Here is a 22194-nt window from a genome sequence, read left to right on the forward strand (position 1 = left end):
CAACATTTCCATGCTGATCACCCTGTGTTCTCCTGCTCGAAAAGTGAGCAGAAGCAGTTGAACACCTGGGTCAGTTTTCAGTCGGCAGAAGAGCCTCTACTGGGTCAGTTTTCGGTCAGCGGCAACAGCCAGAGCATCGCGTTGCAGATCGAGGAGTTGGTCGTCGGTCGAGACGCGGGCATATCCAATCAACATGGCGTTGTCCAACTATTCAGCGATAGTTCAGTGTAGTCGGATACTGAAAGATGGAGACTGTAGTTGGATGCCAACGATGCGGGTTTGCGTGGGAATTGTGTCACTTTCAGAAGGCGACAGCACGAAATATCAAAAGTCGACCGCACGGTCTTTTCTGACGTTGGAGTCGCCTCAGAAAACGGAAAATAAAGCACGCTAAGGCGTAGTTCCCTCGGGCTACACCGCGTCCGCACTGCGCGGTTCTTTCTTCCCTTGCAGTGACGCAATCAGCGGGCAGGAAACGTTCCCCTTCCGCGCATGGCAGGCGCACACCAAATCAGACAGCACGGCCTCCATGCGCGCCAGGTCAGCCATCCTCTCGCGCACGTCCTTGAGCTTGTGCTCGGCCAGGCTGCTGGCTTCCTCGCAATGGGTGCCATCCTCCAGCCGCAGCAGCTCGGCGATCTCATCCAGGCTGAAGCCCAACCGCTGGGCTGATTTCACGAAGCGCACCCGCGTTACATCCGTCTCGCCATAGCGGCGAATGCTGCCGTAAGGCTTGTCCGGTTCCGGGAGCAAGCCCTTGCGCTGATAGAACCGGATGGTCTCCACATTGACCCCGGCCGTCCTGGCGAAAACGCCAATGGTCAGGTTCTCCAAATTGTTTTCCATATCGCTTGACTCCGTACATAACTACGGAAGTAAGCTTAAGCTATCCAATTCAGATTCGAAAGGACAAACGTATGTCTGAACCTCAAAACGGGCGCGGCGCGCTCTTCACTGGCGGGCTGGCCGCCATCCTCGCCTCGGCTTGCTGCCTCGGGCCGCTGGTTCTGATCGCCTTGGGGTTCAGCGGCGCTTGGATCGGCAACTTGACGGTGTTGGAACCCTATCGCCCCATCTTTATCGGCGTGGCGCTGGTGGCGTTGTTCTTCGCCTGGCGGCGCATCTACCGGCCGTCAGCCGCCTGCAAACCGGGTGAGGTTTGCGCGATTCCCCAAGTGCGAGCTACTTACAAGCTCATTTTCTGGGGCGTGGCCGTGCTGGTTTTGGTCGCGCTCGGATTTCCCTACGTCGTGCCATTTTTCTATTGATCACAGGAGTTCACCATGAAAAAGCTGCTTTCCGCCCTTGCCCTCGCTGCCGTTGTTGCCCCCGTGTGGGCCGCCACCCAGACCGTTACGCTGTCCGTACCGGGCATGACCTGCTCGGCCTGTCCGATCACTGTCAAGAAGGCGATTTCCAAGGTCGATGGCGTCAGTAAAGTTGACGTGACCTTCGAGACGCGCGAAGCGGTGGTCACCTTCGATGATGCCAAGACCAGCGTGCAGAAACTGACCAAGGCTACCGAGGATGCGGGCTACCCATCATCAGTCAAGAACTGATCATGAAAGACCCGAAGACACTGCTGCGGGTCAGCATCATTGGCACAACCCTCGTGGCGCTGTGTTGCTTCACCCCTGTTCTGGTCATTTTGCTCGGTGTGGTCGGCTTGTCCGCGCTGACCGGCTATCTGGACTATGTGCTGCTGCCTGCGCTGGCGATTTTCATCGGCTTGACCATCTACGCCATCCAACGAAAACGCCAAGCCGATGCCTGCTGCACCCCGAAATTCAATGGAGTAAAAAAATGACCGAAATCACCGTGAATGGCATGACCTGCACATCCTGCGCCACCCATGTCAAAGATGCTTTGGAAAAGATTCCCGGCGTGAATGCCGCTGTGGTGTCCTATCCAGAAAGCCGCGCGCAAGTCATGGCAGACACCGCCGTGAGCCACAACCAACTGCTGGCCGCCATCGCCGCATTGGGTTATCAAGGCTCGATCCGGGTTGGTGATTTCAAAGATGAACCAAAAATCCGTGATGCACTTGAGGGCGCCGGTTTGCATATCGCCATCATTGGCAGCGGCGGGGCCGCGATGGCGGCGGCGCTGAAGGCCGTCGAGCAAGGCGCGACGGTCACGCTGATCGAACGCGGCACCATCGGCGGCACCTGCGTCAATATCGGCTGTGTGCCGTCCAAGATCATGATCCGCGCTGCCCATATTGCCCATCTGCGCCGGGAAAGTCCGTTCGACGGCGGTATTGCGGCAACTGTGCCTGCGATTGACCGCAGCAAACTGCTGGCCCAGCAGCAGGCCCGTGTCGATGAACTGCGGCACGCCAAATACGAAGGCATCCTGGACGGCAATCCAGCCATCACCGTTTTGCACGGTGAAGCGCGTTTCAAGGACGACCAGAGCCTGGTCGTTCGTTTGAACGAGGGTGGCGAGCGCGAGGTAACGTTCGACCGCTGCCTGGTCGCCACCGGTGCCAGTCCGGCCGTGCCGCCGATTCCGGGCCTGAAAGAGTCACCCTACTGGACTTCCACCGAAGCGCTTGTCAGCGACACCATTCCCGCACGCCTGGCCGTGATCGGTTCGTCGGTGGTGGCGTTGGAACTGGCGCAAGCCTTTGCCCGGCTCGGCAGCCAGGTCACGATCCTGGCACGCAGCACCTTGTTCTTCCGGGAAGACCCGGCCATCGGCGAGGCCGTGACAGCCGCTTTCCGCGCCGAGGGCATCGAGGTGCTGGAGCACACGCAAGCCAGCCAGGTCGCCCATGTGAACGGCGAATTCGTGCTGACCACCGGACACGGTGAATTGCGCGCTGACAAGTTGCTGGTTGCCACCGGTCGGGCACCGAATACGCGCAGCCTCGCGCTGGACGCGGCGGGGGTCACTGTCAATGCGCAAGGGGCCATCGTTATCGACCAAGGCATGCGCACGAGCAACCCGAACATCTACGCGGCCGGCGACTGCACCGACCAGCCGCAGTTCGTCTACGTGGCAGCGGCCGCCGGCACCCGTGCCGCGATCAACATGACCGGCGGCGACGCAGCCCTCAATCTGACCGCGATGCCGGCAGTGGTGTTCACCGACCCGCAAGTCGCCACCGTGGGCTACAGCGAGGCGGAAGCGCACCACGATGGCATCGAGACCGACAGTCGCACGCTGACACTCGACAACGTTCCGCGAGCGCTTGCCAACTTCGACACACGCGGCTTCATCAAGCTGGTCATCGAGGAAGGTAGCGGACGGCTCATCGGCGTGCAGGCGGTGGCCCCGGAAGCGGGCGAACTGATCCAGACGGCGGTGCTCGCCATCCGCAACCGCATGACGGTGCAGGAACTGGCCGACCAGTTGTTCCCCTACCTGACAATGGTCGAGGGGTTGAAGCTTGCGGCGCAGACCTTCAACAAGGACGTGAAGCAGCTTTCCTGCTGCGCTGGATAAAAAAAGGAGGTTTTCAATGAGCGCCTACACCGTGTCCCGGCTGGCCCTTGATGCCGGGGTGAGCGTGCATATCGTGCGCGACTACCTGCTGCGCGGATTGCTGCGTCCGGTGGCGTGCACCCCGGGCGGCTATGGCCTGTTCGATGATGCCGCCTTGCAACGGCTGTGCTTCGTGCGGGCGGCCTTCGAGGCGGGCATCGGCCTGGACGCGCTGGCGCGGCTGTGCCGGGCGCTGGATGCTGCGGACGGCGATGAAGCGGCCGCGCAGCTTGCCGTTCTGCGCCAGTTCGTCGAGCGTCGGCGCGAAGCGTTGGCCGATCTGGAGGTGCAGTTGGCCACCATGCCGACCGAGCCGGCACAGCACGCGGAGAGTCTGCCATGAACAGCCCCGAGCGCTTGCCGTCCGAGACGCACAAACCGATCACCGGCTACCTGTGGGGCGCGCTGGCCGTGCTCACCTGTCCCTGCCATTTGCCGATTCTCGCCATTGTGCTGGCCGGCACGACGGCCGGCGCGTTCATCGGAGAGTACTGGGGTATCGCAGCCCTCACGCTGACCGGTTTGTTCGTCCTGTCTGTGACACGACTGCTGCGGGCCTTCAAAGATCGATCATGAGCGCTTCCCATTGAGACAAACCACGCTGTCGCTACGTTGCCTCATGCCGGCATCAAATTCGGCTGAGTAGCTTCTCGCCATCTGGACGTAGCTCACCCTTGGGTGAAACATGCCGATACAGGGTCTGCCGCGTGACGCCAAGTTCCTGGCACAGGTCGCCGACCTTGGTCTCTGGCTGACCCATTGCCGCCATCGCCAGCCGCAGCTTGGCGGCGGTCATCTTGAACGGCCGGCCGCCTTTCCGCCCGCGCGCGCGGGCCGAGGCTAGGCCGGCAATCGTGCGCTCCGCGATCAACTCGCGCTCGAACTCGGCCAGGGCGGCGAAGATGCCAAAGACCAGCTTGCCGGCGGCGGTCGTGGTGTCGATGGCCGCGCCGTGCCCGGTTAATACCTTCAAGCCGATGCCGCGCCCAGTCAGGTCGTGCACGGTGTTGATGAGATGTCGCAGGTCGCGTCCGAGCCGATCCAGTTTCCACACGACCAGTGTGTCGCCAGTTCGCAACGCCTTCAGGCAGCTCGTCAAGCCGGGCCGATCCTCGCGCATGCCGGATGCCTGGTCCTCGTAAAGATGTACTGGATCGACCCCGGCGGCAATCAGCGCGTCGCGCTGCAAATCGGTAGCCTGGGAGCCGTCCGCCTTCGATACCCGCATGTAGCCTATCAGCATGTCGTACCTGTCACATATACGTTCGATTATGTGACAGTGTGAGCCAGAAAGTTCTCGCCGTCAAAAACTGTCACTTAACCCGTCATTTAGTCTAAGACCTGCAAACGGCCATTCAGGCTCGTAATGTGACAAAAACTCCGGCGGGATGCCCTCCTTGGTGAACGTGGCGCGCAAACGTTCCAGGGATTCGGGGTCGCGTCGCCCGTAGGACGCCAGTGTGAACAGCAAGCGGGCCGTCTCCGGGTTGTGTCGCGCTTCAATGATGGCCTCATCGATGGCCTGGGCTGCTCGTTGCCAGTGGTTGATGGGTTCCGGCTTCGGCACCTTCGCCGGCAGGCCGTTGGTGAAACCAGTGTGCGGCTCCGTCTGAAACAGCGCGGCCTGTTCCCCGCGCGGGATCAGCGCCTTTGACTCGATCAGCGTGATGGCGGTGGCCGCCGCCTCCAGCATCTGCCACTGCACCGCCGGGGCCAGAATCTCGTAGGGACGCCACAGACTCTGCCCGGCGCGCAGCGGATGGCCGCAGCGCTCCCAGACATGGCGGATGCTCGCCGAGCAACTGCCGCAGTGCGAGAGCGGCGTGTTCAGCTCATCAAGCAGGGTGCGCAGCAGCCGGAACCACAAGCCGGCGTGGACACGCCGACGCGGCAGCTCCACAAAACCCGTCGTCAGCGCCTGCCAGGTGCGCCGGTCCATGCAGGCGATTGCGTCATCGGCAGGGCGCGGCGCAGCATCGGCGATTTCCCACTGAAGATACCGGCCGGGCATGCCCCAGTAGGACTCCAGCCAGCAGCCATGCTGCGGGCAGCTCAGCATCAAGGGGAGCTGCCAGACGAGTAGCACAGCTTGATTCGTTGGATCGTTCAGACACTGCGGACACGCCCGGCGAATCGTCTGGCTCGGTAGCCAGGCACGCCAGCGAGTGATGGACCGCACCTTGCGGGTGCGCTTGGGCAGGAGCACCGCGCATTGGAATGTATAGGTTTCCAAGGCTGCTGGTACCGAATCGTCGAGACTGTCGAGCAGCCACGGCACCCAGCCTGCAAGACTCATGCTGCGCAACCGCTCCAGCTCGACGCCACTGCGCTGGCAGAGCGCCGTCAGCAACGACAAGGATGGTGCGGTATCCAGGTCATCAAGTTGGCTGTGACCAAGATCGTGGGCCAGCAGCTCGTGCACGTCCATCTGGTAGCAGGCGGCGACCCGGTTGAGCCATGAGGACAGGGCTTCGCCTTCCTTGGGTGCCGGATGCAGCGGCCAGCGCGGCGCGGACTTCACATCAGTTCCCGCTCGAACTGTCGCCGCCGCTCACTGGGGCCGATGTAGTCGGCCATGCTGAGCGTGCGGTGGTTGATCGCTTCCTCGCCACTCTCCACGGCGGCGACGGCCGCCGCCACCAGCAGATGTGCAAGCTCGCCGATGGTGCCTTCGCTCCGGGTGAGCAGGTAGCTGTACCGGCTTGCAATCGAAAACGGCCGTGCTCGCAATCAGCGCAATTTCCGGCTCAGATTAACTGCGACTGACGGAGCCGTCTGGCTCAGATTATTTGCGAGCGAGCTTGCATTCAGCCGCGCCGGCTTGCATTCCATCGTTCCCTACTCACATTAACTGCAACTAGCCCCGTCTTTAGAGGTGGTAAAGATGCCGATGATGGCCATGGTGTTCTCCTTTCGGATTCATGGTCGCGCCCATCGCGTCCTTGTTGTGAGCCGATCGGCGGGTGAGGGCCGAACGCACTGCCAATGCAGCCGAAACGTAGAGAAGGACCTTGAGCTCCGAACAATTTGTTGCGCGAGAAAGCCGCTCGCCGGCGGGGAAAATGTTCGGTGGGAACGGTTGTGGGCCCAGGTCCGATCCCGCCAGGATTCACGACGACTCAAGGACGCATGGCTGACCGGCCGGACAGGAGTATTGGCCGACTCTAAACACCAGTCGTAGGCGCTGGAATCTCGCGACATGCGTAGCCCTTGCTTGGCGAAAAATATTCCCGATCGCCGAGCGCTCGATCTGACATTCGTCGTTCGGTATAGTAAAGAGTGCAGACCAGGCAGATAGGGGCGCCGGTAGCTTAAGGCCAAACCAGAGACGAGCCGCGCGAATGCTCGCCGAGGACCCGGTTTTCAAGCGCATGAGCTTATTTGACCGCGACGGAAACTTGGTCTCCTCAAGCCACGCGGATGAACCGCAAAAACTCCCTGCGGGTTGGCTGTCGCAACTGCGCGAACACACGGGTAGAAGTGCCCCGGCCAGGCGCGGAGGCTTCGATGAGCGCGGATCGGACATCTTGTCCTAACGGTCGACCCCGCCAGCGGGGGCTTCGTCAGCACCGCGCTGCAATTGCCGGCAGGGCTCTGGGACAACCATCTGCGTCTGGTCTGAAAGCGTTCAAGTATCGCAGCGGTACGCCGACATAAGGGGGCGAACGAACGGTCATTTGGCTGACCGCTCGCTCAATCTTGCGTATGACTCAAGCGCCCCCCTTTCGATACGAGACCGCCCAGATGCTCTTGAAAAAATCCCTGCGCGCTCAGCTGCTCACACTGATCGGCGGCAGCCTGTTGGTGATATTGCTGATCGCCTTCGCCAGTTTTTCCTTCTTGTCGGATGACATTTCCAAGTATCAACAACTACTCAAGGGTCCGATCGAAACGTCGCGCCTGATCGACGAAGCCAACGTGGAATTCAAAGTGCAGGTGCAGGAGTGGAAGAACGTCTTGCTGCGTGGCAAATCACCTGAAGCCTTGAGCAAGTACTGGCAAAGCTTCGAGAACCAGGAACGAAAGGTCCAGGACATCCTGGGCAGACTCGTTGAGCGAAGCGAGCACAACCCTGCCCTGTCAAAGCAGCTCCGCGACCTGCACGAGGAGCACCGGCGCCTCGGCGCCGCCTACCGCGCGGGCCGTGCGGCCTACATCGCCGGCGGAAACGATCCATTCGCCGGCGACGAGGCGGTTCAAGGCATCGACCGTGCCACCAGCGAACAGCTCAGTGGTTTGGTCATCCAGCAGCGCGATTCGGCGCTGCATCGTTCGGAAACCATCAGCGAAGCCGCAGATCGTAAAATAGTCGTCGGCTCGTTGGTAATGCTAGCCGCTGGCGTTTTCATCGCCTTGCTCAGCCTATGGTTGGTAAACCGCAATCTGATCGCCCCCATCCGTCACCTGATCGACCACATCGCCAAGCTCAGCCAGGGCGACTTTGCACAGCGCGTCGATGCGTCCCGTGCTGACGAATTGGGACGTCTGGCAGTTGCCGCGAATATCCTGCGTGACTTCCTTGCCGATACGTTCACCCTCCTGCAACGCAACACCTCGGACCTGGACAGCGCCAGTGGTGAATTGAGCGCCATCGCCGCACTGATGGGCCAAGGCACTCGCGAGCAGTTCTCGCGCACCGATCAGGTCGCTACCGCCATGCATGAAATGTCCGCTACGGCGCAGGAAGTCGCCCGTCACGCCGCCGAAGCCGCGCGTGCAGCGGATGCGGCCGATCATTCGGCGCAGCAGGGTGAGACCATGATGCGTTCGACTATCCAGACCATTACCCACATGCGCGGCGAGATCAGCAACACCGCCGAGGTAATACGCCGTCTGGAGACCGATAGCGGTCGCATTGGCAAGGTGCTGGAAGTTATTCGCGGCATCGCCGACCAGACCAATCTGCTGGCGCTAAACGCAGCCATCGAAGCCGCCCGCGCGGGCGATGCCGGACGCGGGTTTGCCGTCGTTGCCGACGAGGTGCGCACGCTGGCCAGGCGCACCGCCGACTCCACCGCTGAAATTCATCAGATTATCGACACGGTGCAGACCGGCGCGGTGGATGCGGTGCGTGCGATTGAAAATGGACAAACCCGCAGCAACGAAGGTGTCGAACAGGTTACGGAAGCGGGCAGCATGCTTCAGCGCATCACCCAAGAAGTCGAAGCGATCCGCGACATGAACCGTCAGATCGCTACCGCTGCCGAAGAGCAGACGTCCGTGGCGGAAGATATCTCGCGCAATCTGACCGAAATTACCGCCATCGCCACCACCAACCAGGACAATGTCGAGCGTACCGAGGCAGCCAGCCAGAACCTGCATACGCTGTCGGCCCAGCTCAGCGAAGTGACGCACCGCCTCGCGGGCTGACACAGGCTCTGCTCCGGCCCTAGATGATCGGTGTCACCACGTTGCTAGGTCCGACTCATCCGAGTTCGAGGGAGTTGGGGCAGGGCCGATCAACATGGCTTGTCTCGTGCTTGGTCGATTCGTTCCTGCATCGCCTGCATGACTTCTCGTGGGTGTACGACTTGGCGTTGGGGTCGTCGGCCTCACGGAGAGCTTCTTCGACCTCGCGGGTCATCCGCTCATATTCTTCTGGCCACAGCGCTTGCTCCATGCGCAGCGACGCCTGCCCCAGTAGGTGCAGACCGAACAGACGCATGTCATTGGTGGCGATGACGTGCTCTCGAATCCGCACCTGGATCACCTCATCGCCAGTTGATGCAGCTTCAACAGGTCGGTGCGCAGTTGCGGAGGCCCGCCGTCTGCGTTGTCACTCAATCGCCGCGCAGCTCGTCCACGGCATCGACTGCCCGCAGCAGTGCGGTGGTATCGAAACTCTCGGGAGTCAGTTCGTTCCAATCGTCGTCGGTGATGCTGATTGTCATGTAGCTTCTTTCCTTGTCCTGGGCAGACCCCGGCGTTACAGGCCAAGCTCGCTATGCGATCCGAGACGCACGAGTTGCAGCACGGCGTCATCCGGCTTGCGGTAAATCAACACCAGGTCGGGCTTGATGTGACAGTCCCGGTGGTCTTTCCAGTCGCCGGTGAGGGCGTGGTCACGGTGCTTCTCGGCCAGAGGCTGGTTATTCGCCAGGGCTGTGACGACGGCAATGAAATCGCTCGCCAGCGTCTGACGATGCGGGCCTTTGGCTTCGCGTTTATAATCGCGTTTGAACCGGCTGGTCTGTTCAATCGTCCGCATTCAGATCCGCCATCAGATCCTCGACGGAAGCGAACGACTTCAAGCCGCCACGGCGCGCTTCCTTCATCGCCTCGATGGTGGTGGCGTTCGGAATCAGCGGCTCGAACGGCAAGGCTTTCTCGCGGGCGACTCGGGTCAACATGATGCGGAAGGCGTCAGACACGGTGAGTCCCATCGCTGCCAGCACGACGGTCGCCTCTTCCTTGATGTGCTCGTCGATACGGGCACGGACTACAGCATTTGCGGACATGGTTTGATCCTCCAGATTGATGAGCTACATTGTAGCTCAATCCTTCCAGGAGTGCACCCAGCACACCTCGCCAGAGGCGTCTATCAAACGAAGGTTTATTGGACTGTCCGTACCATTGATGTTCACTTGTAGAAAGTGAGCCCATCGCGATGGAATACAGGATCGGTTGGTCAGGCTTTCAATGCCAGGATTCGGCGCGCACCGTTCAATACGATGAGGCCAACGACCGTACCAATCACCAAGTCTGGGTAGGGAGAGCCCGTCCACGCAACCAGCGCGCCGGCGACGATAACGCCAATGTTCGCGAGCACATCGTTGGCCGAAAAAATCCAGCTCGCTTTCATGTGTGCACCGCCTTCGCGATGGCCATAGATCATCAAGAGACAGCTGGCGTTTGCGACGAGTGCAACTAAGCCAATCCCCATCATCAGCATCGACTCAGGTTCGCTGCCATAGTGGAAGCGTCTAGCCACCTCCACGAGTACGCCCAGTGCCAACAGGATCTGAAAGAAACCCGCCAGGTGCGCAGCGCGAACTTGCAGCTGTGCACTGCGGCCGACGGCAAAGAGAGCCAAGCCATAGACGGCAGCATCCGCAAACATGTCCAGCGAGTCGGCAATAAGGCCCGTCGACTGAGCGATCAACCCTGCGCCCATCTCGATAACAAACATGGCAGCGTTGATGCCGAGCAAAATTTTCAGGGTGCTCGCCTCTTTCGACGCCGCTAATTCCTCATCAGCGCGATTGGTCGAGGCTGCTTCCTGACTAGCTGGTTGAGTCCCCAGTAGCGCTGCCCCTAGACCCAGGGACTCCAGCTTGGTAGTGATTGGGTCAACCGCCCCGTCATGGAAAGCGAGTACCTGCCTGCTGCTCAGATCAAAGGACAACGAACGAAGCTCAGGCAAGCTATTCAGCGCGAGCCGAATCATTCGCTCTTCCGAAGGGCAATCCATCTTGGGTACAGAAAAATGGCTGACCCAGGCTCCTTCGGTCGAGGGCGCGCTCGCTGCTTCAGCAGGCGCTGACACTGAACCGCAGCCACAGGATTTTTCACACGAGCTCATGATCCGCCTCTCCTATCAGGTTCAATTCTGGCAATTGAAAACCATATAGCAGGTATAGGGTCAAGCCTGGATATACTGGCTGTTTATCGAGGAGCAGCCTATGCGCATTGGTCAACTTGCACAGCTGACGGGAGCGGACATTCAGACCATTCGTTTCTATGAGCGCCAGGGCCTGCTTGCATCGCCCAATCGCCAGGCAAATGGCTACCGAGCCTACGAAGCGGATCATGTGGAGAAACTGCTGTTCATCCGCCGTTGCCGGTCCTTTGGCATGTCGTTGGACGAAATTGGTGTTTTGCAGAGCGTTCAAGCACAGCCGCAGCAACCGTGCGCGGCGGTCAATACGCTGCTTGATAGCCATATCGCCCAGGTCAGGGCCCAGATCGCATCCTTGCAAGCCCTGGAAAACCAGTTGGTGACGTTACGCAGCTGCTGCGATGACGAACGACAAAGCCTGGACTGCGGAATACTTTCGGGTCTAGTGGAGGGAGGCAAACGGCTTCCATAAGGCGCGCTAGAAAAGTGCCATTCGCTTCTGCTCAAAGCGTAGAGCTTGACCCTATAGCGGCTACAGGGTGTTCACTTGCACGATCGGCCCAGAATCATGGCCTTCCAACTGCTGCGCAAGTGAGTTCCAGATGAATACCGCCCTCCGCAATGCCATCGATGAAGCCTTTTTCCAGGCAAGGACAGCACTCCGTGAAAAGGCGCCAACCGAGGCATTCCCCTGGCTCGAGCGCGCCCACATCTTGAGCCAGCACATGCCCGTCCTGCATGCGCGGAGCCATTGGTTGATGCTAAGGGCTGGCTGGCAGTTGCGCGACTACCGGGAAATGTTCGGCCAAGCACCACGGATCATCGCTGCCGTGTTGTTCTCGAAGATCTGGGTACCGCTCGGCAATACCGGACGCGCGAGGATCAGTGCATTCGCGCCGATGCCCGTCTCACCCGGATTGCAGCGACTGTTTCAGGGAGCGAAACAATGAAATCGCCACTTGGAATGGCGCACCGTATCACTCCCGGGCTCTGGTGGACGCTATCGCTAGCCGTTGCCCTGGCCGACCAGGCGATCAAATATGTAATTGAGGGTTCGCTCTCGGTCGGCGCCGTGGTTCCTCTGACCCCAGTCTTCAATCTGGTCCATTTCTGGAATACCGGCGCAGCGTTCAGCTTCCTAGCTGACGCGGGCGGTTGGCAGCGCTACTTCTTCATTCTCCTCGCACTGGTTGTTTCGATTGGGCTCGCGTTGCTCTTGCGTAAGCCCAGGGCCAAGCTCGAAGCGCTGGGCTATAGCCTCATACTGGGAGGGGCAGTGGGGAATCTGATCGATCGCAGCTTCCGAGGCCATGTGATCGACTATCTGGATTTTTTCTGGCAATCCTGGCATTGGCCTGCATTCAACTTGGCGGACATCGGCATCGTGGGCGGTGCCGCCATGTTGCTCCTGAGCAGTGTGCTGAGTCCAAGCGCGGAACTGGACCGGGGCAGATAATGCGAAGCTCGGATGCCGCAGAAGTGGCTCGCTGGTCAGGCCATGCCTGGGTCGGCCCCGGTATCGGCGTCTTTCTCGGCCATGCCGCCCACCAGGATTGGCACCATCATCAAGCACATCAAATTGCAGTGGGGCTCGACGCCGCGATAACGGTTGAAACGCCGTTGGGTGGGCAATCTGGGGCTGCCATCTTGATTCCGGCAGGCTTGAAGCACCGGCTCAGTGCTGGGCATGTCCTGTCGATCTACCTGGATGTGCTGTCCGATGAGGCGCGTGCCTTGCGGGTGAGCGGAGCCGTGAGGCTGATGGAGATCGTAGCGGCCGATATTGCTGCGATGGTCGAGGCACTGAGGGCGTCGGGGCATTCGCCTGTCCAGTTGCAGGCGCAGGTACGTCGGCTGTTGCGGCTTGCCGATCCACCAATCCCTGATCCGCGCTTGACCAAGGTCACCGCAGCGCTGCGCGAAGGCCAAATGGGGCGTGAGGCAATGGCCGCGTTGGTGCATTTGTCACCCACGCGTTTTTCCCATTGGTTCGTGGAGCAAACCGGCCTGCCGTTGCGCAGCTATGTCAAATGGCTGCGCCTCACCCAAGCCCTGCAACACCTGGCCAAAGGGGGACGGCTGACCGAAGCCGCGCATGCGGCAGGTTTTTCCGACTCGGCGCATTTCTCCCGGACATTCAGGGCGCTGCTGGGCATCGATCCGTCCTCCGCCCTGGCTGCGGTCGATCTCCAGAAGTCATAGCTCTTTCGTTCAAGTCGAACGTCGTCCTCTGCACCTACCGTGAAGGCTCTCTACATAGGAGCTGAGCGATGTCCACTTCTCTTCGATTCGCCCTACGCTGGTTGAGCTATCCGCTCGTGTTTGGTGGCAGCGCCGCCTTCATGGTCTGGGCCTTGTACGCCGGGGTGCCGTACTGGCCCAGCACACCCTTGGTAGCCGCAGTCGGTCTATTGGCCGTCGCGGGGCTGGAGCGTATCCAGCCTTTCCGGGAGGGCTGGCTGGAGGATCACCAGGACACCCTGACCGACCTGGTGCATATGCTGGTGAATCTTTCCGTCATCCAGTTCACCGCCGAAATCCTGGCCAGGCTGGGCGATGCAGTGCCGGCTACAGTTCGTCTCTTCCCAGTCGAGAGTCCACTTTGGGTTCAGCTGCTGCTGGTCGCCGTCGTGCTCGATCTGAGCCTGTATGCCATGCACCGCATCAGCCACCACGTACCCTGGCTGTGGCGTTTTCACATGATTCACCACAGCGCCGAGCGCTTGTACTGGATGAATGGGGAGCGCCGGCATCCCCTACATGCGATGCTCATGGCTGGCCCGGGATTGGTGCTGCTGTTTGCATCCGGCGCGCCTTCGGCAGTGGTTGCCACCTGGTTCGGCATTCTGACCGTTCACTTGGGCTTTCAGCACTCGAACCTGGATTACCGGCTGGGTTGGCTGCGCCATGTCATCGGGGTGGCTGAAATTCATCGTTGGCACCACAAGCGCGACTTCGAAGATGCCCAGGTGAACTGCGGCGAATTTCTGATGGTGTGGGATCGGCTATTCGGGACGTTCTACGACAGTACAGGAAAGCAGGGCGACGCCAATGTCGGCTTGCGTGAGAGGGACTATCCCAAGGGTTACCTTGGTCAGTTGACCGAACCCTTTGGGCGAGACCGAGCCCGCACATAGCGTAGTGGGCCTCAAAGCTGTAGGCCCCATGTGTTTGCCTGGAATGATCTGGCTCGTGGGCGGAAGAGACTAGATGTTCCCGCATGCCAAGCAGACATGCGCTCTAACGAGGCAATCGATTCACTACCTATAAGCCCCGTCATTTGCAATTAATGCTGGTTGGTAGCCATGGAATGCAGGTCAGCGCGGATAAATGCAGGTTCATTCGCAGCTAATACTGGTTTGCCGGGCCGGTCAGTCGCAGTTAATTCCGGTCGAAAATCGTATTGATTGCAGGTCGGGACGTTTTCGTTTGCAAGCCGTTACACATAGGTATCATTGATGCGCTTGAAGTGATCGATATCGCAGAGCACAAGTGCTGCTTGTATCTCCGGGCTGCGTTTGAGGCGCGCCCATTCCAGCTGTAATCGTTCGTTAAAAGCCCGCCGGTTCGACAAGCCGGTCAAGGGGTCGGTGATCGCCATGCGCAGCAACCGCTGCTCCATTTCCTTGCGAGAAGAGATGTCGAGCAGAGTGCCCACCATCAATTGCCTGCCCGTGTCACCCAGCCAACGACCGCGATCCAGCACCCAAATCCAAACGCCGGATCGATGACGAACGCGGTACTCGCACTCCAATCGCTCCGACGGATTTTCTTGGTAAGCGCGCACCTTTGCCAGAACGACCGGTAAATCCTCCGGATGAATACGCGCTTGCCATGCGGCATGGGTGGCGCCAATCTCCTCGTCGGAGGTCAAGCCGAACATCGCCAGACTGCGGGCAGAAAGCCTGAAGCTGTCGGTGGCAAGATCCCACTCCCAGAATCCCAACTCTGCGCCTTCCAGGGCGATGGCGATCCGTTCGTTGTCGCCGATTTTCGCTTGTTGGCGATGCTTCAGCTCGTCACGCCTGTGGCGATTGGTACGAGCAAAACGCCATAACGCAACCGCCATGCCAACATTGGCAAGTAGCGACACCATCAGCCAGATGGTCGGCCCGTTCATGGTCTATCCCCGCCTGACTGACTGAGTGCCTGCCGTAATTCCTCGATCCGGTGGTCGACTTGGTCGGCGTTGATGCCCAACATCAACAGTACCTGCTCGGCCAGTCCCAGTCCCGCAGCCAGGTACAACGGGTACAGTCTGACATTGGGCAGATTACGCAAAAGCTGGGCATCCGTTACGCGCTCAGTGGCCACCACCACGGACAAGCTCAGGCGGCGGTCGAGAACCGCCTGAGCGATACGCAGGGCCGTCTGCGGACGGGCAAACGTCAGCACCACCAGGCGGGCATGGGCCAATCCGGCGGCGGCCAGGGTGTCGAGCCGACTGGCATCGCCATACGACACCGGCGCCCCCATCGCACGCCCCGCTTCGACCCGTTGGCGGTCCGATTCCAGCAGCAAATGCGGTATGCCTGCCAGGCGCAGCGTTCGGCTCAGCAGCAGCCCGACGTCATCCGCCCCACAGATGATCACATGGTCGCGCAACGACCGCGCCCGCTCGGCGACTTCGCCTTCTTCGGCCTGCGGTGGCTGACCGAGTGCGCCCGAGCGGCTGAAAGCCCGCGCCCATCGGTCATGGTGTCGGATCAGGAGCGGTGCCAACCCCATGCTCAACACCAGCGCCACCAGCATCGGTTGCACCATGGTGGCGGCGATCAGGTGCTGCTGCATGACCATGCCCAGGAGCAGCAGCGCAAACTCGCCGCCATGACCCAGCACGATGCCTGCGCGCCAGGCGTCGAGCGCCGACAGGCGGGTTGCGCGCAGCGCCAGAAAGTTCAGCCCCATCTTGAGAGGCACCAAGGCCAACAGCCAACCCAGTACCGCCAGCGGTGCGGCCACGATCTGCGCGGTGTCCAGCTGCAGGCCAATGGTCACGAAGAACAGGCCCGACAGCACATCACGAAAGGGCTTGAGGTGGCTTTCCATGTGGTGCCGGAAGTCGCTCTCGCCCAGGACCATGCCGGCGAGAAAGGCCCCCAGGGCGGCGGATACGCCGACGGCGTGTGCAGCAGCGGCTGCCGCCACGACCACGCACAAGGAGACCAGCACGAAGGATTCTTCGTGGCCCTGCCGCGCCACCCAGCCCAGCAGGCCATGCAACAGACGACGCGAGGCAACCGCCGCTGCCGCGAACAACACCAGCACGCCCAACACTTCGAGCAGCACGCTCTCGATCTTCGGCGAGTCGCCGCGCGCCCAGATCGCCAGCAGGGCCAGCAGGGGCACGCTGGCCAGGTCCTGAAAGACCAGCACGGCGATGGCACTGCGGCCGTGGCGGGTGGTGAGCTCGCCTTGGTCGGCCAGCTGTCGGCTGACCAGCGCCGTGGACGACATGGCCGCTGCGGCGCCGAGCAGTGCAGCGCTCTGAGCTGGCTGACCCAACCCGATCAGCACCAGGGTCAGTGGCGCGGCCACGACGACCATCTGCAAGCTGCCGGACGCCAGTACGGTCTTGCGAGTGAGCCAGAAGTGCCCCAGCGAGAATTCCAGTCCGACCATGAACAGCAGCAGGGCCACACCCAGTTCGGATATGAAAGTCAACGCCTCTCCCGGCGCGATCACACCGCTGACCGAGGGGCCCAGCAAGGCGCCGACGGCGAGGTAACCCAGCAAGGCGGGTACTCTGAACGCCGCCGTCGCCACCACCGCGAGGCTGCACGCCGCCAGCAGGATCAGGGTAGTGCCGAGCAAATCCTGCATCGGTCAGCGTCCCACCTGTGCAGAGGCCCAGCGCACGATGTCCTGCGAGCCCATGGCGCCTGCCTGGCGGGCGATCTCACGTCCGCCCTGGAACAGGGCGAGCGTCGGAATGCTGCGGATACCGAACTGCGCGGCCAGGTGGGGCTCAGCCTCGGTGTTCACCTTTGCCAGCCTGATCCCGGGTTCGAGCTGGCGCGCGGCTTGTTGAAACTGCGGCGCCATCATCTTGCACGGCCCGCACCAGGGCGCCCAGAAATCGACCAGCAGCGGCAGATCGCTGCGCTCCACGTGGCGCGAGAACGTCGCCGTCGTCAACTCGATGGGCTCGCCGGTGAACAAGGGCTGCTGGCAGCGGCCGCAGTTGGGACGATCCGCGAGCTTGGCGGCCGGCACGCTGTTGATGGACTGGCAATGTGGGCAGACGATGTGGAGTTCATTTTTCATGGTTCGCTTCCTTGGACTGCGGTGAGGTTGCCTCGCTTCGGATCACCGACATCGCCGACCAATTTACGCCTTTGATCCAATCGTTCCCGTCTTCGCTCACGCCGGCATCTTCCACGTGAGCCGCAATGAAGGCTTCGGCTTGAATGAGCCCCGCTCTGACAGCATCTATCTTATTAGGCATCCGCAGGATTTCAGCAGCGCAGCCTGCATCCAGCCCATCCACCCGGATAAGCAGAAAAATGCGGCGCCACAAGTGCGGCATACCCTTCATCAGGTCGAATGCAAATGCGAATTCGCTCGATCTGTCACCAATTTCCTCCTGTTCGGCGATTGCTGCTGGGTCGGGAAGCCGACTATCAGCCATGACGTCGGCCAGGCTGAGTGCGTCATCAGGCTGATAAAACTCGTAGAACTCTTCCTCTACCATGGCCTCCGCCATGTCCTGCGCATCCGCTTCGACCGGCGCATCCAGCGAAACGGCCTCGCCATATTGCCGGCTGTTTGCCACTTCGCGATCAATGACGGCAAAAAGATGCTTCAAAAGATCGAGGTAAGCGGCATTTTCTTCTGGAACGGATGTCCATACCGATTCAGCCAGAGCAATCGCTTCGTCCACCACGTCGTGCAGCGTCGGATAATCGCGAGGCAAATCACCGGCGGCATGCAGATAAGCCAACTCGCGTTGCGCAACGGCCTCAACCTTCGGCAGCAGCGTCTCGATTATCCCGCGTGCTTGCTGGACGACAGAGGCAGGTTGAGTGTCGATCCGCGCCTTGAGCTCGCGCAAGCGTTCACGACGCGCCTTACGCTTGATTTGATCCTGAGCGCTCAGCCGATCAAAGTGCTTCTTGGCCTGCCGGAACAACGCCTGCGCTAGCATGTGCGCGAGAGGCGTCAGATCGTTATGCGATGCAGTGACGCTGACGATTTTTTTGCCCGGCAAGTGCATGTGGCCACTGGCCGTTAAGCGAGATCCTTTTTTCGCGCGTTCGAGGACGATTTGAAGACGTACCGAATCTTCGGAGCGCTTTTCGATCAGCGGCTTGAGAGCGGGTTCAACCGCTTTTTCTACAGACATTCGCCAAGGTTCATGAAATTCTTTTTCGACGAGTCGATAGCTATATTGTATACGCATGCTCAAGCCCTTTAGGGTTGTCCGCCCAGGTGAGTGGACCCGGGTGATTGGATATGTTGATTTTCAAAGATGATCTTACGGTTTGGTTTTTCACGCCCTTACCGCTGACGCGCTTTGCGCAAACGCCAACTAAGAAGCAAAAGAGTCATACCGAAGATCGCAGCATGGAAACCCAATACCCAGCCCGCGGCCAGAAATGATTCGATCGGGCGGGTAAAAAACATCCATAGGATGATCGCACCGAGGAGCACGGAAAGCAGCCCGCTGAGGGCAAGCCAGATCTCGCCCTTGATTTCCCGGCGCAGACGAACGGCGGCGGATATCTCCAGCATACCGGTGAAAATTGCCCAGAATGCCACGCTTACCCACAAGAAATAGGCCAACGCCAAAGTGGCAGCCAGAGGGGCAACTACCACAACGACACCGGTGAGTATGCCGACGATGCCGCTGAACAACAGCCAGCCCCAGCGCTGCTTTTGCCGCATTTGCCGCACCGCTGCAACCAGGTTGAACGCACCATTGACCAAAGAAAATGCGCCGAACACTATCGTCATGGCGAACAAAGCCGAGTGTGGCATCCAGAATGCGAGGACTGCAAAAATCAACGCGAATATGCCGCGCAGCGCAAACAACCACCAATTTTGGGTCAGTGAACACACGGCATCGGCAGGGTTATCCGCATTCGAATCGGCGATGGTATTTGCATTCATGCGATATCTCCTTGATGGATCATGAGATCAGGAAAATCAAGCCTTCATGGCGAAGAGAGGGGCTATTCGCCCCTCTCTTGCGGTTTTAGAACAGCTTTGACAGTCTCGCCTTGATTTCATCGAGCCAGCCTTTTCCGCTCCCGCCTCCGGCCGTCTTTTCCTTGACTTTCTTGAGTTCAGAGTACAGGGGCTCAAAGTCCTTCTTTTTACCATAGCCCAGCAGTTCTGCCATTTCCAACTGCTGCCGGGCTTCGTTTAACAAGTCCTGCAGGCGTTCACCGGACGCCTCGCTGCGCTGGCCATCTTCTGTCAAGGTCTCGGCGCGCTTGACGAGCAGTTTGGCGCGCAGGATGGGCAGCGGGATGACGCTGAGTGTCTCGACGAGCGTGCCGAGCGCCAACTGCAGCGCGGCCTTGGCCTCTTCGATCTTGCCCTGATCGATCAGCGGCACGACGGATTTCACGGCTGCCGGGTAAGTCGCCAGAGGGATGTTGGTGACCGCAATCACGATTTCGCTGGCCAGCAATGCCAACACGCGACGAGCGCGTTGCACCTCGCCATGTTTGAGGGCATCCAGCGCCTCGTCAGTCATCGCCTCAACGGTTTCCGTGTTGGCGAACAAGTCGTGCACGATGGTGCGCACATCAACGGGGGCCAGGGCGAGCGTGGGTTCGCGTGCAACGATCAGCTCCAGCTTTCCCGTCACTTCGGCCAGCGTTGCCAGTGCTCGCGCGGATTCTTTTTCGTCCAGGGCCGCCAGCGCTGATTTGGTCAGCGCCAAGGCCGAGACGGCCTCATCGAGGACTTGTTTACGTTTGTCTGCCGCTTGCGAGTCCGTTTCCTTCTGAACCTCAGGCTGTACCTCCGTGACGACTTCAGGCTTGGGCTCTGGTCTGGCAGGAAGGCTGCTTACCGCGGCCTGTTCGTTCGTGCCTTCGTTGATCGCGTTGGGATTCGATGTTTGCTCATTCATGGTGATATGCCTCGTATGAGATAGTGAAAATAGGGGAATCTATTGGGGCCTACTGCGAATATCGCGAGACTGACCGATGGAGCAGTCGGCCCCTTCATCACCTCAAAACAGCTTTTGGATGCGCGTCTTCAACTCGTCGAACCATCCATTGCCGCTTTTGCCACCAGCCGACTTTTGCTCAATGGACTTCACCTGATCGAAGATGGGTTTGAAGTCCTCCTTCTTGCCATAACCCAGGATTTGCGCCAGCTCGATCTCCGTGCGCACGGACGACAGCAAGGTGCTGAGCTCCTCGTTCTGCTTGGCATCGCGCTTGTCAGTCTCGGCCAGCTTTTCAGCTTTTGCTATCGCGGCCTCGGCCCGTAGCACGGGCAGAGGGAGTACAACTTGGATGACCACCAGCGTGTTCAGTGCTCGGGCGAGCTCTGCTTTGGCTTCGTCGATCTTGCCGCTGTCGACGAGCCGTGCAGCCGACTTGATCGCTGCCGGGTACGTTGCCATGGGCAGGTTGTCGGTTTCGATCACGATTTCGCTGGCCAGATTGGCAACGATGGGCCGGGCCTTTTGCACCTCGCCATCACCCAACAACTCCCGAGACAACTTGACCGCTTTCTTTACCGATTCCACGTTGGCGTGGATATCATGGGTGATGACGCGTACATCGACCGGCGCCAAAGCAAGTTTGGCGTCGCGTGCCAATACCAGTTCCAGCTTTCCGGTGGCCAGTTCCAGCGCAGCGAGCGCCTCCTTGGTCTTATTTGCATCAAGGAGGGTCAAAGCCTCCTGGGTCTTGGTGAGCGCCGTGATGGCGTCCTGAGTGAGCTCGGAACGCTTTTTTTCGGCTTCCTGGGCGGCCTTGTCGTCTACTTGTGGCTGCGCCGCCTTGGGTGCGACAGAGGGCGCTGCAGCGCTTGGACTTGCCGCCGATTGGGCCAAAACCGGTCCACTCAGTCCGATGCAGACCGCCAGGGCAAGTGCGGAACGGATGTATTGGGGCTGTTTGATATTCATGATGTTGGACTCCAATTGAAGTTAATTGACTGAAATTTCAATCTGCTTCGGCTTGGCTTGCTCGGCCTTGACAAGCCGCACTTCCAGCACGCCGTCTTTCATCGAAGCCGTCACCTTGGTCGGATCAACGTTGTCAGGTAAGACAAAGCTGCGCACAAAGCGGCCATACGCACGTTCGATGCGGTGGAATTTCTTGCCCTGCTCCTCTTTTTCCAGTTTGCGCTCGCCGCTGATGGTGAGTACGCCGTTTTCCGCGCTGACGCGCACGGCATCCTTGGGGACCTCCGGCAGATCCAGTTTGAGGAGGAATGCGTTCTCATCCTCGCTGATGTCCACCATTGGTGCCCAGTCCGCCGTGGTCATGGCTTCGTTGCCGGTACGGGCGCCCTGTCGCTGGGGGGGCCGTCCCAACATCGTCGCCAGGCGGTTTTGCAATTCATCCAGTTCCCGGAAGGGGTCCCACGGAGTCAATGCAGACATATCGGTTCTCCTTGAACAATGCCGGCGAATTGGATGACGCACCGAACAGAGCCGCCGGCGCACTCTGAATAGCGCCTGCTACTTTTCGTTTCCATCAAGAACAAGTCCTTGGGTCAATTGAAGGATCACGACAGCCTCCCCATGACTCAAGATTCGCCGCCCGCTGACTTTTTCTTGCGCGCAGGCTTGCTCGCGTCGCTCGGCGGCGTCTCGGCCACGTTCGCGACATCGGGCTTCTCAGGCTCGGCCGGCTTTGCGGGTGGCTCCTGGCGCTCGAAGACCACCCGTTCGGCCTTGTCGTCCCAGCGTGCGCTGGCGTGATCGCCCTTGCCGATTCCGCCGCCGAGCATCTCGCGTGCCAGCGCGGTTTCCAGCTCGCTGCGGATCAGGCGCTTGAGTTCACGCGCACCGAACTCGGGCTTGTAGCCTTCCTCCGCGAAGTGGTCGATCAAGGTCTGATCGAAGGTCAGCGTCACGCCCTGGCTGGCGGCGTTGCGGGCCACACGATCGAGCTGCAGGCCGACGATATGGCGGATCTCCTCCTTGCCCAGCGCATGGAAGACGATGATCT

Annotated in this window: 28 protein-coding genes and 3 pseudogenes; 13 read left to right on the forward strand and 18 right to left on the reverse strand. The window is 60.2% G+C overall.

Translation table 11 applies throughout. The annotated features are described in order from the left end of the window. Positions 1-120: 120 nt before the first annotated feature. Positions 121-195 (reverse strand): annotated as a pseudogene (locus TU74_RS24335) (recombinase family protein); the annotation flags it as partial. 216 nt (positions 196-411) lie between these two features. After that, positions 412-846, reverse strand: a complete 435-nt coding sequence (merR, locus tag TU74_RS22150) for an Hg(II)-responsive transcriptional regulator (RefSeq protein ID WP_000429838.1) — start codon at positions 844-846, stop codon at positions 412-414. Positions 847-917: 71 nt separating this feature from the next. On the opposite strand from merR, the gene merT reads away from it, so the two are divergent. Genes merT through merE form a run of 6 tightly spaced genes read left to right on the forward strand, consistent with a single transcriptional unit; the run spans position 918 to position 4065 of the window. Then, positions 918-1268, forward strand: coding sequence for a mercuric ion transporter MerT (gene merT, locus TU74_RS22155; protein ID WP_001294667.1), 351 nt, complete (start codon positions 918-920; stop codon positions 1266-1268). Positions 1269-1283: 15 nt separating this feature from the next. After that, on the forward strand, positions 1284-1559 hold the full coding sequence (gene merP / locus TU74_RS22160) for a mercury resistance system periplasmic binding protein MerP (RefSeq protein ID WP_000735441.1): 276 nt from the start codon (positions 1284-1286) through the stop codon (positions 1557-1559). A 2-nt stretch (positions 1560-1561) separates the two neighbouring features. Continuing rightward, positions 1562-1807 carry a mercury resistance system transport protein MerF gene (gene merF, locus TU74_RS22165; RefSeq protein WP_000654684.1) on the forward strand — a complete coding sequence of 82 codons (246 nt, stop codon included), beginning with the start codon at positions 1562-1564 and terminating at the stop codon, positions 1805-1807. Further along, the gene (merA, locus tag TU74_RS22170; protein ID WP_000136268.1) at positions 1804-3450 is read left to right on the forward strand and encodes a mercury(II) reductase; all 1647 of its coding nucleotides are present in this window, start codon (positions 1804-1806) and stop codon (positions 3448-3450) included. Before merF ends, merA begins: the two co-directional genes overlap by 4 nt. 16 nt (positions 3451-3466) lie before the next feature. Beyond that, a complete protein-coding gene (gene merD, locus TU74_RS22175; RefSeq protein WP_003465059.1) occupies positions 3467-3832 on the forward strand; it encodes a mercury resistance co-regulator MerD in 366 nt (121 codons plus the stop codon). Continuing rightward, positions 3829-4065, forward strand: a complete 237-nt coding sequence (gene merE / locus TU74_RS22180; RefSeq protein ID WP_001087809.1) for a broad-spectrum mercury transporter MerE — start codon at positions 3829-3831, stop codon at positions 4063-4065. Before merD ends, merE begins: the two co-directional genes overlap by 4 nt. A 52-nt stretch (positions 4066-4117) precedes the next feature. On the opposite strand, the gene TU74_RS22185 is transcribed toward merE, so the two are convergent. The 3 genes from TU74_RS22185 to TU74_RS22195 are packed head-to-tail and all read right to left on the reverse strand — an operon-like array spanning position 4118 to position 6219. After that, complete coding sequence (locus tag TU74_RS22185) at positions 4118-4732, reverse strand: recombinase family protein (RefSeq protein WP_000904941.1); 615 nt, start codon at positions 4730-4732, stop codon at positions 4118-4120. Positions 4733-4792: 60 nt separating this feature from the next. Next, positions 4793-6010, reverse strand: a complete 1218-nt coding sequence (locus tag TU74_RS22190) for a TniQ family protein (protein ID WP_003465063.1) — start codon at positions 6008-6010, stop codon at positions 4793-4795. Continuing rightward, a complete protein-coding gene (locus TU74_RS22195) occupies positions 6007-6219 on the reverse strand; it encodes an NTP-binding protein (RefSeq protein ID WP_024015044.1) in 213 nt (70 codons plus the stop codon). Before TU74_RS22195 ends, TU74_RS22190 begins: the two co-directional genes overlap by 4 nt. A 1596-nt stretch (positions 6220-7815) precedes the next feature. On the opposite strand from TU74_RS22195, the pseudogene TU74_RS25175 reads away from it, so the two are divergent. Both TU74_RS25175 and TU74_RS25180 read left to right on the forward strand, forming a co-directional pair. After that, positions 7816-7926 (forward strand): annotated as a pseudogene (locus TU74_RS25175) (hypothetical protein); the annotation flags it as partial. Positions 7927-8154: 228 nt separating this feature from the next. Continuing rightward, positions 8155-8859 (forward strand): methyl-accepting chemotaxis protein, encoded by a 705-nt coding sequence (locus TU74_RS25180; protein WP_370588167.1) that lies wholly within the window; start codon positions 8155-8157, stop codon positions 8857-8859. A gap of 55 nt (positions 8860-8914) precedes the next feature. Here the strand turns inward: TU74_RS25180 and TU74_RS22210 are convergent, their stop codons facing one another. From TU74_RS22210 to TU74_RS22230, 4 genes are all read right to left on the reverse strand, one after another. Continuing rightward, positions 8915-9199 carry a hypothetical protein gene (locus TU74_RS22210; protein ID WP_425311902.1) on the reverse strand — a complete coding sequence of 95 codons (285 nt, stop codon included), beginning with the start codon at positions 9197-9199 and terminating at the stop codon, positions 8915-8917. A 216-nt stretch (positions 9200-9415) separates the two neighbouring features. Further along, positions 9416-9697, reverse strand: coding sequence for a type II toxin-antitoxin system YafQ family toxin (locus TU74_RS22220; protein WP_011282522.1), 282 nt, complete (start codon positions 9695-9697; stop codon positions 9416-9418). Beyond that, entirely contained in the window at positions 9684-9947 is a 264-nt protein-coding gene (locus TU74_RS22225) for a type II toxin-antitoxin system RelB/DinJ family antitoxin (protein ID WP_020303033.1), read from the reverse strand. The genes TU74_RS22220 and TU74_RS22225 overlap by 14 nt, the downstream gene beginning before the upstream one ends. A gap of 170 nt (positions 9948-10117) precedes the next feature. After that, positions 10118-11011, reverse strand: a complete 894-nt coding sequence (locus TU74_RS22230; protein WP_033902376.1) for a cation efflux transmembrane domain-containing protein — start codon at positions 11009-11011, stop codon at positions 10118-10120. A gap of 100 nt (positions 11012-11111) precedes the next feature. Here TU74_RS22230 and cadR point away from each other — a divergent pair, with 100 nt between their 5' ends. From cadR to TU74_RS22255, 5 genes are all read left to right on the forward strand, one after another. Further along, positions 11112-11519, forward strand: coding sequence for a Cd(II)/Pb(II)-responsive transcriptional regulator (gene cadR, locus TU74_RS22235; RefSeq protein WP_024015046.1), 408 nt, complete (start codon positions 11112-11114; stop codon positions 11517-11519). A gap of 130 nt (positions 11520-11649) precedes the next feature. Next, positions 11650-11997, forward strand: coding sequence for a DUF3703 domain-containing protein (locus tag TU74_RS22240; RefSeq protein ID WP_024015047.1), 348 nt, complete (start codon positions 11650-11652; stop codon positions 11995-11997). Next, the gene (gene lspA / locus TU74_RS22245) at positions 11994-12503 is read left to right on the forward strand and encodes a signal peptidase II (RefSeq protein ID WP_003452327.1); all 510 of its coding nucleotides are present in this window, start codon (positions 11994-11996) and stop codon (positions 12501-12503) included. The genes TU74_RS22240 and lspA overlap by 4 nt, the downstream gene beginning before the upstream one ends. Next, positions 12503-13249, forward strand: coding sequence for a helix-turn-helix transcriptional regulator (locus tag TU74_RS22250; RefSeq protein ID WP_024015048.1), 747 nt, complete (start codon positions 12503-12505; stop codon positions 13247-13249). The genes lspA and TU74_RS22250 overlap by 1 nt, the downstream gene beginning before the upstream one ends. A 68-nt stretch (positions 13250-13317) precedes the next feature. Then, the gene (locus TU74_RS22255) at positions 13318-14184 is read left to right on the forward strand and encodes a sterol desaturase family protein (protein WP_024015049.1); all 867 of its coding nucleotides are present in this window, start codon (positions 13318-13320) and stop codon (positions 14182-14184) included. Positions 14185-14486: 302 nt separating this feature from the next. Here the strand turns inward: TU74_RS22255 and TU74_RS22260 are convergent, their stop codons facing one another. From TU74_RS22260 to TU74_RS22300, 9 genes and pseudogenes are all read right to left on the reverse strand, one after another. Beyond that, positions 14487-15167: a GGDEF domain-containing protein gene (locus tag TU74_RS22260; RefSeq protein ID WP_048377681.1), complete on the reverse strand. Its 681-nt coding sequence runs from the start codon at positions 15165-15167 to the stop codon at positions 14487-14489. Then, positions 15164-16870 (reverse strand): cation:proton antiporter domain-containing protein, encoded by a 1707-nt coding sequence (locus TU74_RS22265; protein WP_016782893.1) that lies wholly within the window; start codon positions 16868-16870, stop codon positions 15164-15166. Before TU74_RS22265 ends, TU74_RS22260 begins: the two co-directional genes overlap by 4 nt. A gap of 3 nt (positions 16871-16873) precedes the next feature. After that, the gene (gene trx-GI / locus TU74_RS22270; RefSeq protein ID WP_000787151.1) at positions 16874-17314 is read right to left on the reverse strand and encodes a heat resistance system thioredoxin Trx-GI; all 441 of its coding nucleotides are present in this window, start codon (positions 17312-17314) and stop codon (positions 16874-16876) included. After that, positions 17304-18449, reverse strand: coding sequence for a hypothetical protein (locus TU74_RS22275; RefSeq protein WP_029611654.1), 1146 nt, complete (start codon positions 18447-18449; stop codon positions 17304-17306). The genes trx-GI and TU74_RS22275 overlap by 11 nt, the downstream gene beginning before the upstream one ends. A 98-nt stretch (positions 18450-18547) precedes the next feature. Continuing rightward, positions 18548-19159 carry an HdeD family acid-resistance protein gene (locus TU74_RS22280; RefSeq protein WP_000993372.1) on the reverse strand — a complete coding sequence of 204 codons (612 nt, stop codon included), beginning with the start codon at positions 19157-19159 and terminating at the stop codon, positions 18548-18550. 85 nt (positions 19160-19244) lie between these two features. Further along, a complete protein-coding gene (locus TU74_RS22285; protein ID WP_016782891.1) occupies positions 19245-20132 on the reverse strand; it encodes a YfdX family protein in 888 nt (295 codons plus the stop codon). A gap of 102 nt (positions 20133-20234) precedes the next feature. Beyond that, complete coding sequence (gene yfdX1, locus TU74_RS22290) at positions 20235-21143, reverse strand: heat resistance protein YfdX1 (RefSeq protein ID WP_016782890.1); 909 nt, start codon at positions 21141-21143, stop codon at positions 20235-20237. Positions 21144-21164: 21 nt separating this feature from the next. Then, positions 21165-21623 (reverse strand): small heat shock protein sHSP20-GI, encoded by a 459-nt coding sequence (gene hsp20-GI / locus TU74_RS22295; RefSeq protein WP_016782889.1) that lies wholly within the window; start codon positions 21621-21623, stop codon positions 21165-21167. A 146-nt stretch (positions 21624-21769) separates the two neighbouring features. Next, positions 21770-22194 (reverse strand): annotated as a pseudogene (locus TU74_RS22300) (ATP-dependent Clp protease ATP-binding subunit); the annotation flags it as partial.

Origin of the sequence: Pseudomonas lundensis (assembly GCF_001042985.1) — a bacterium.
Classification (GTDB): domain Bacteria; phylum Pseudomonadota; class Gammaproteobacteria; order Pseudomonadales; family Pseudomonadaceae; genus Aquipseudomonas; species Aquipseudomonas lundensis.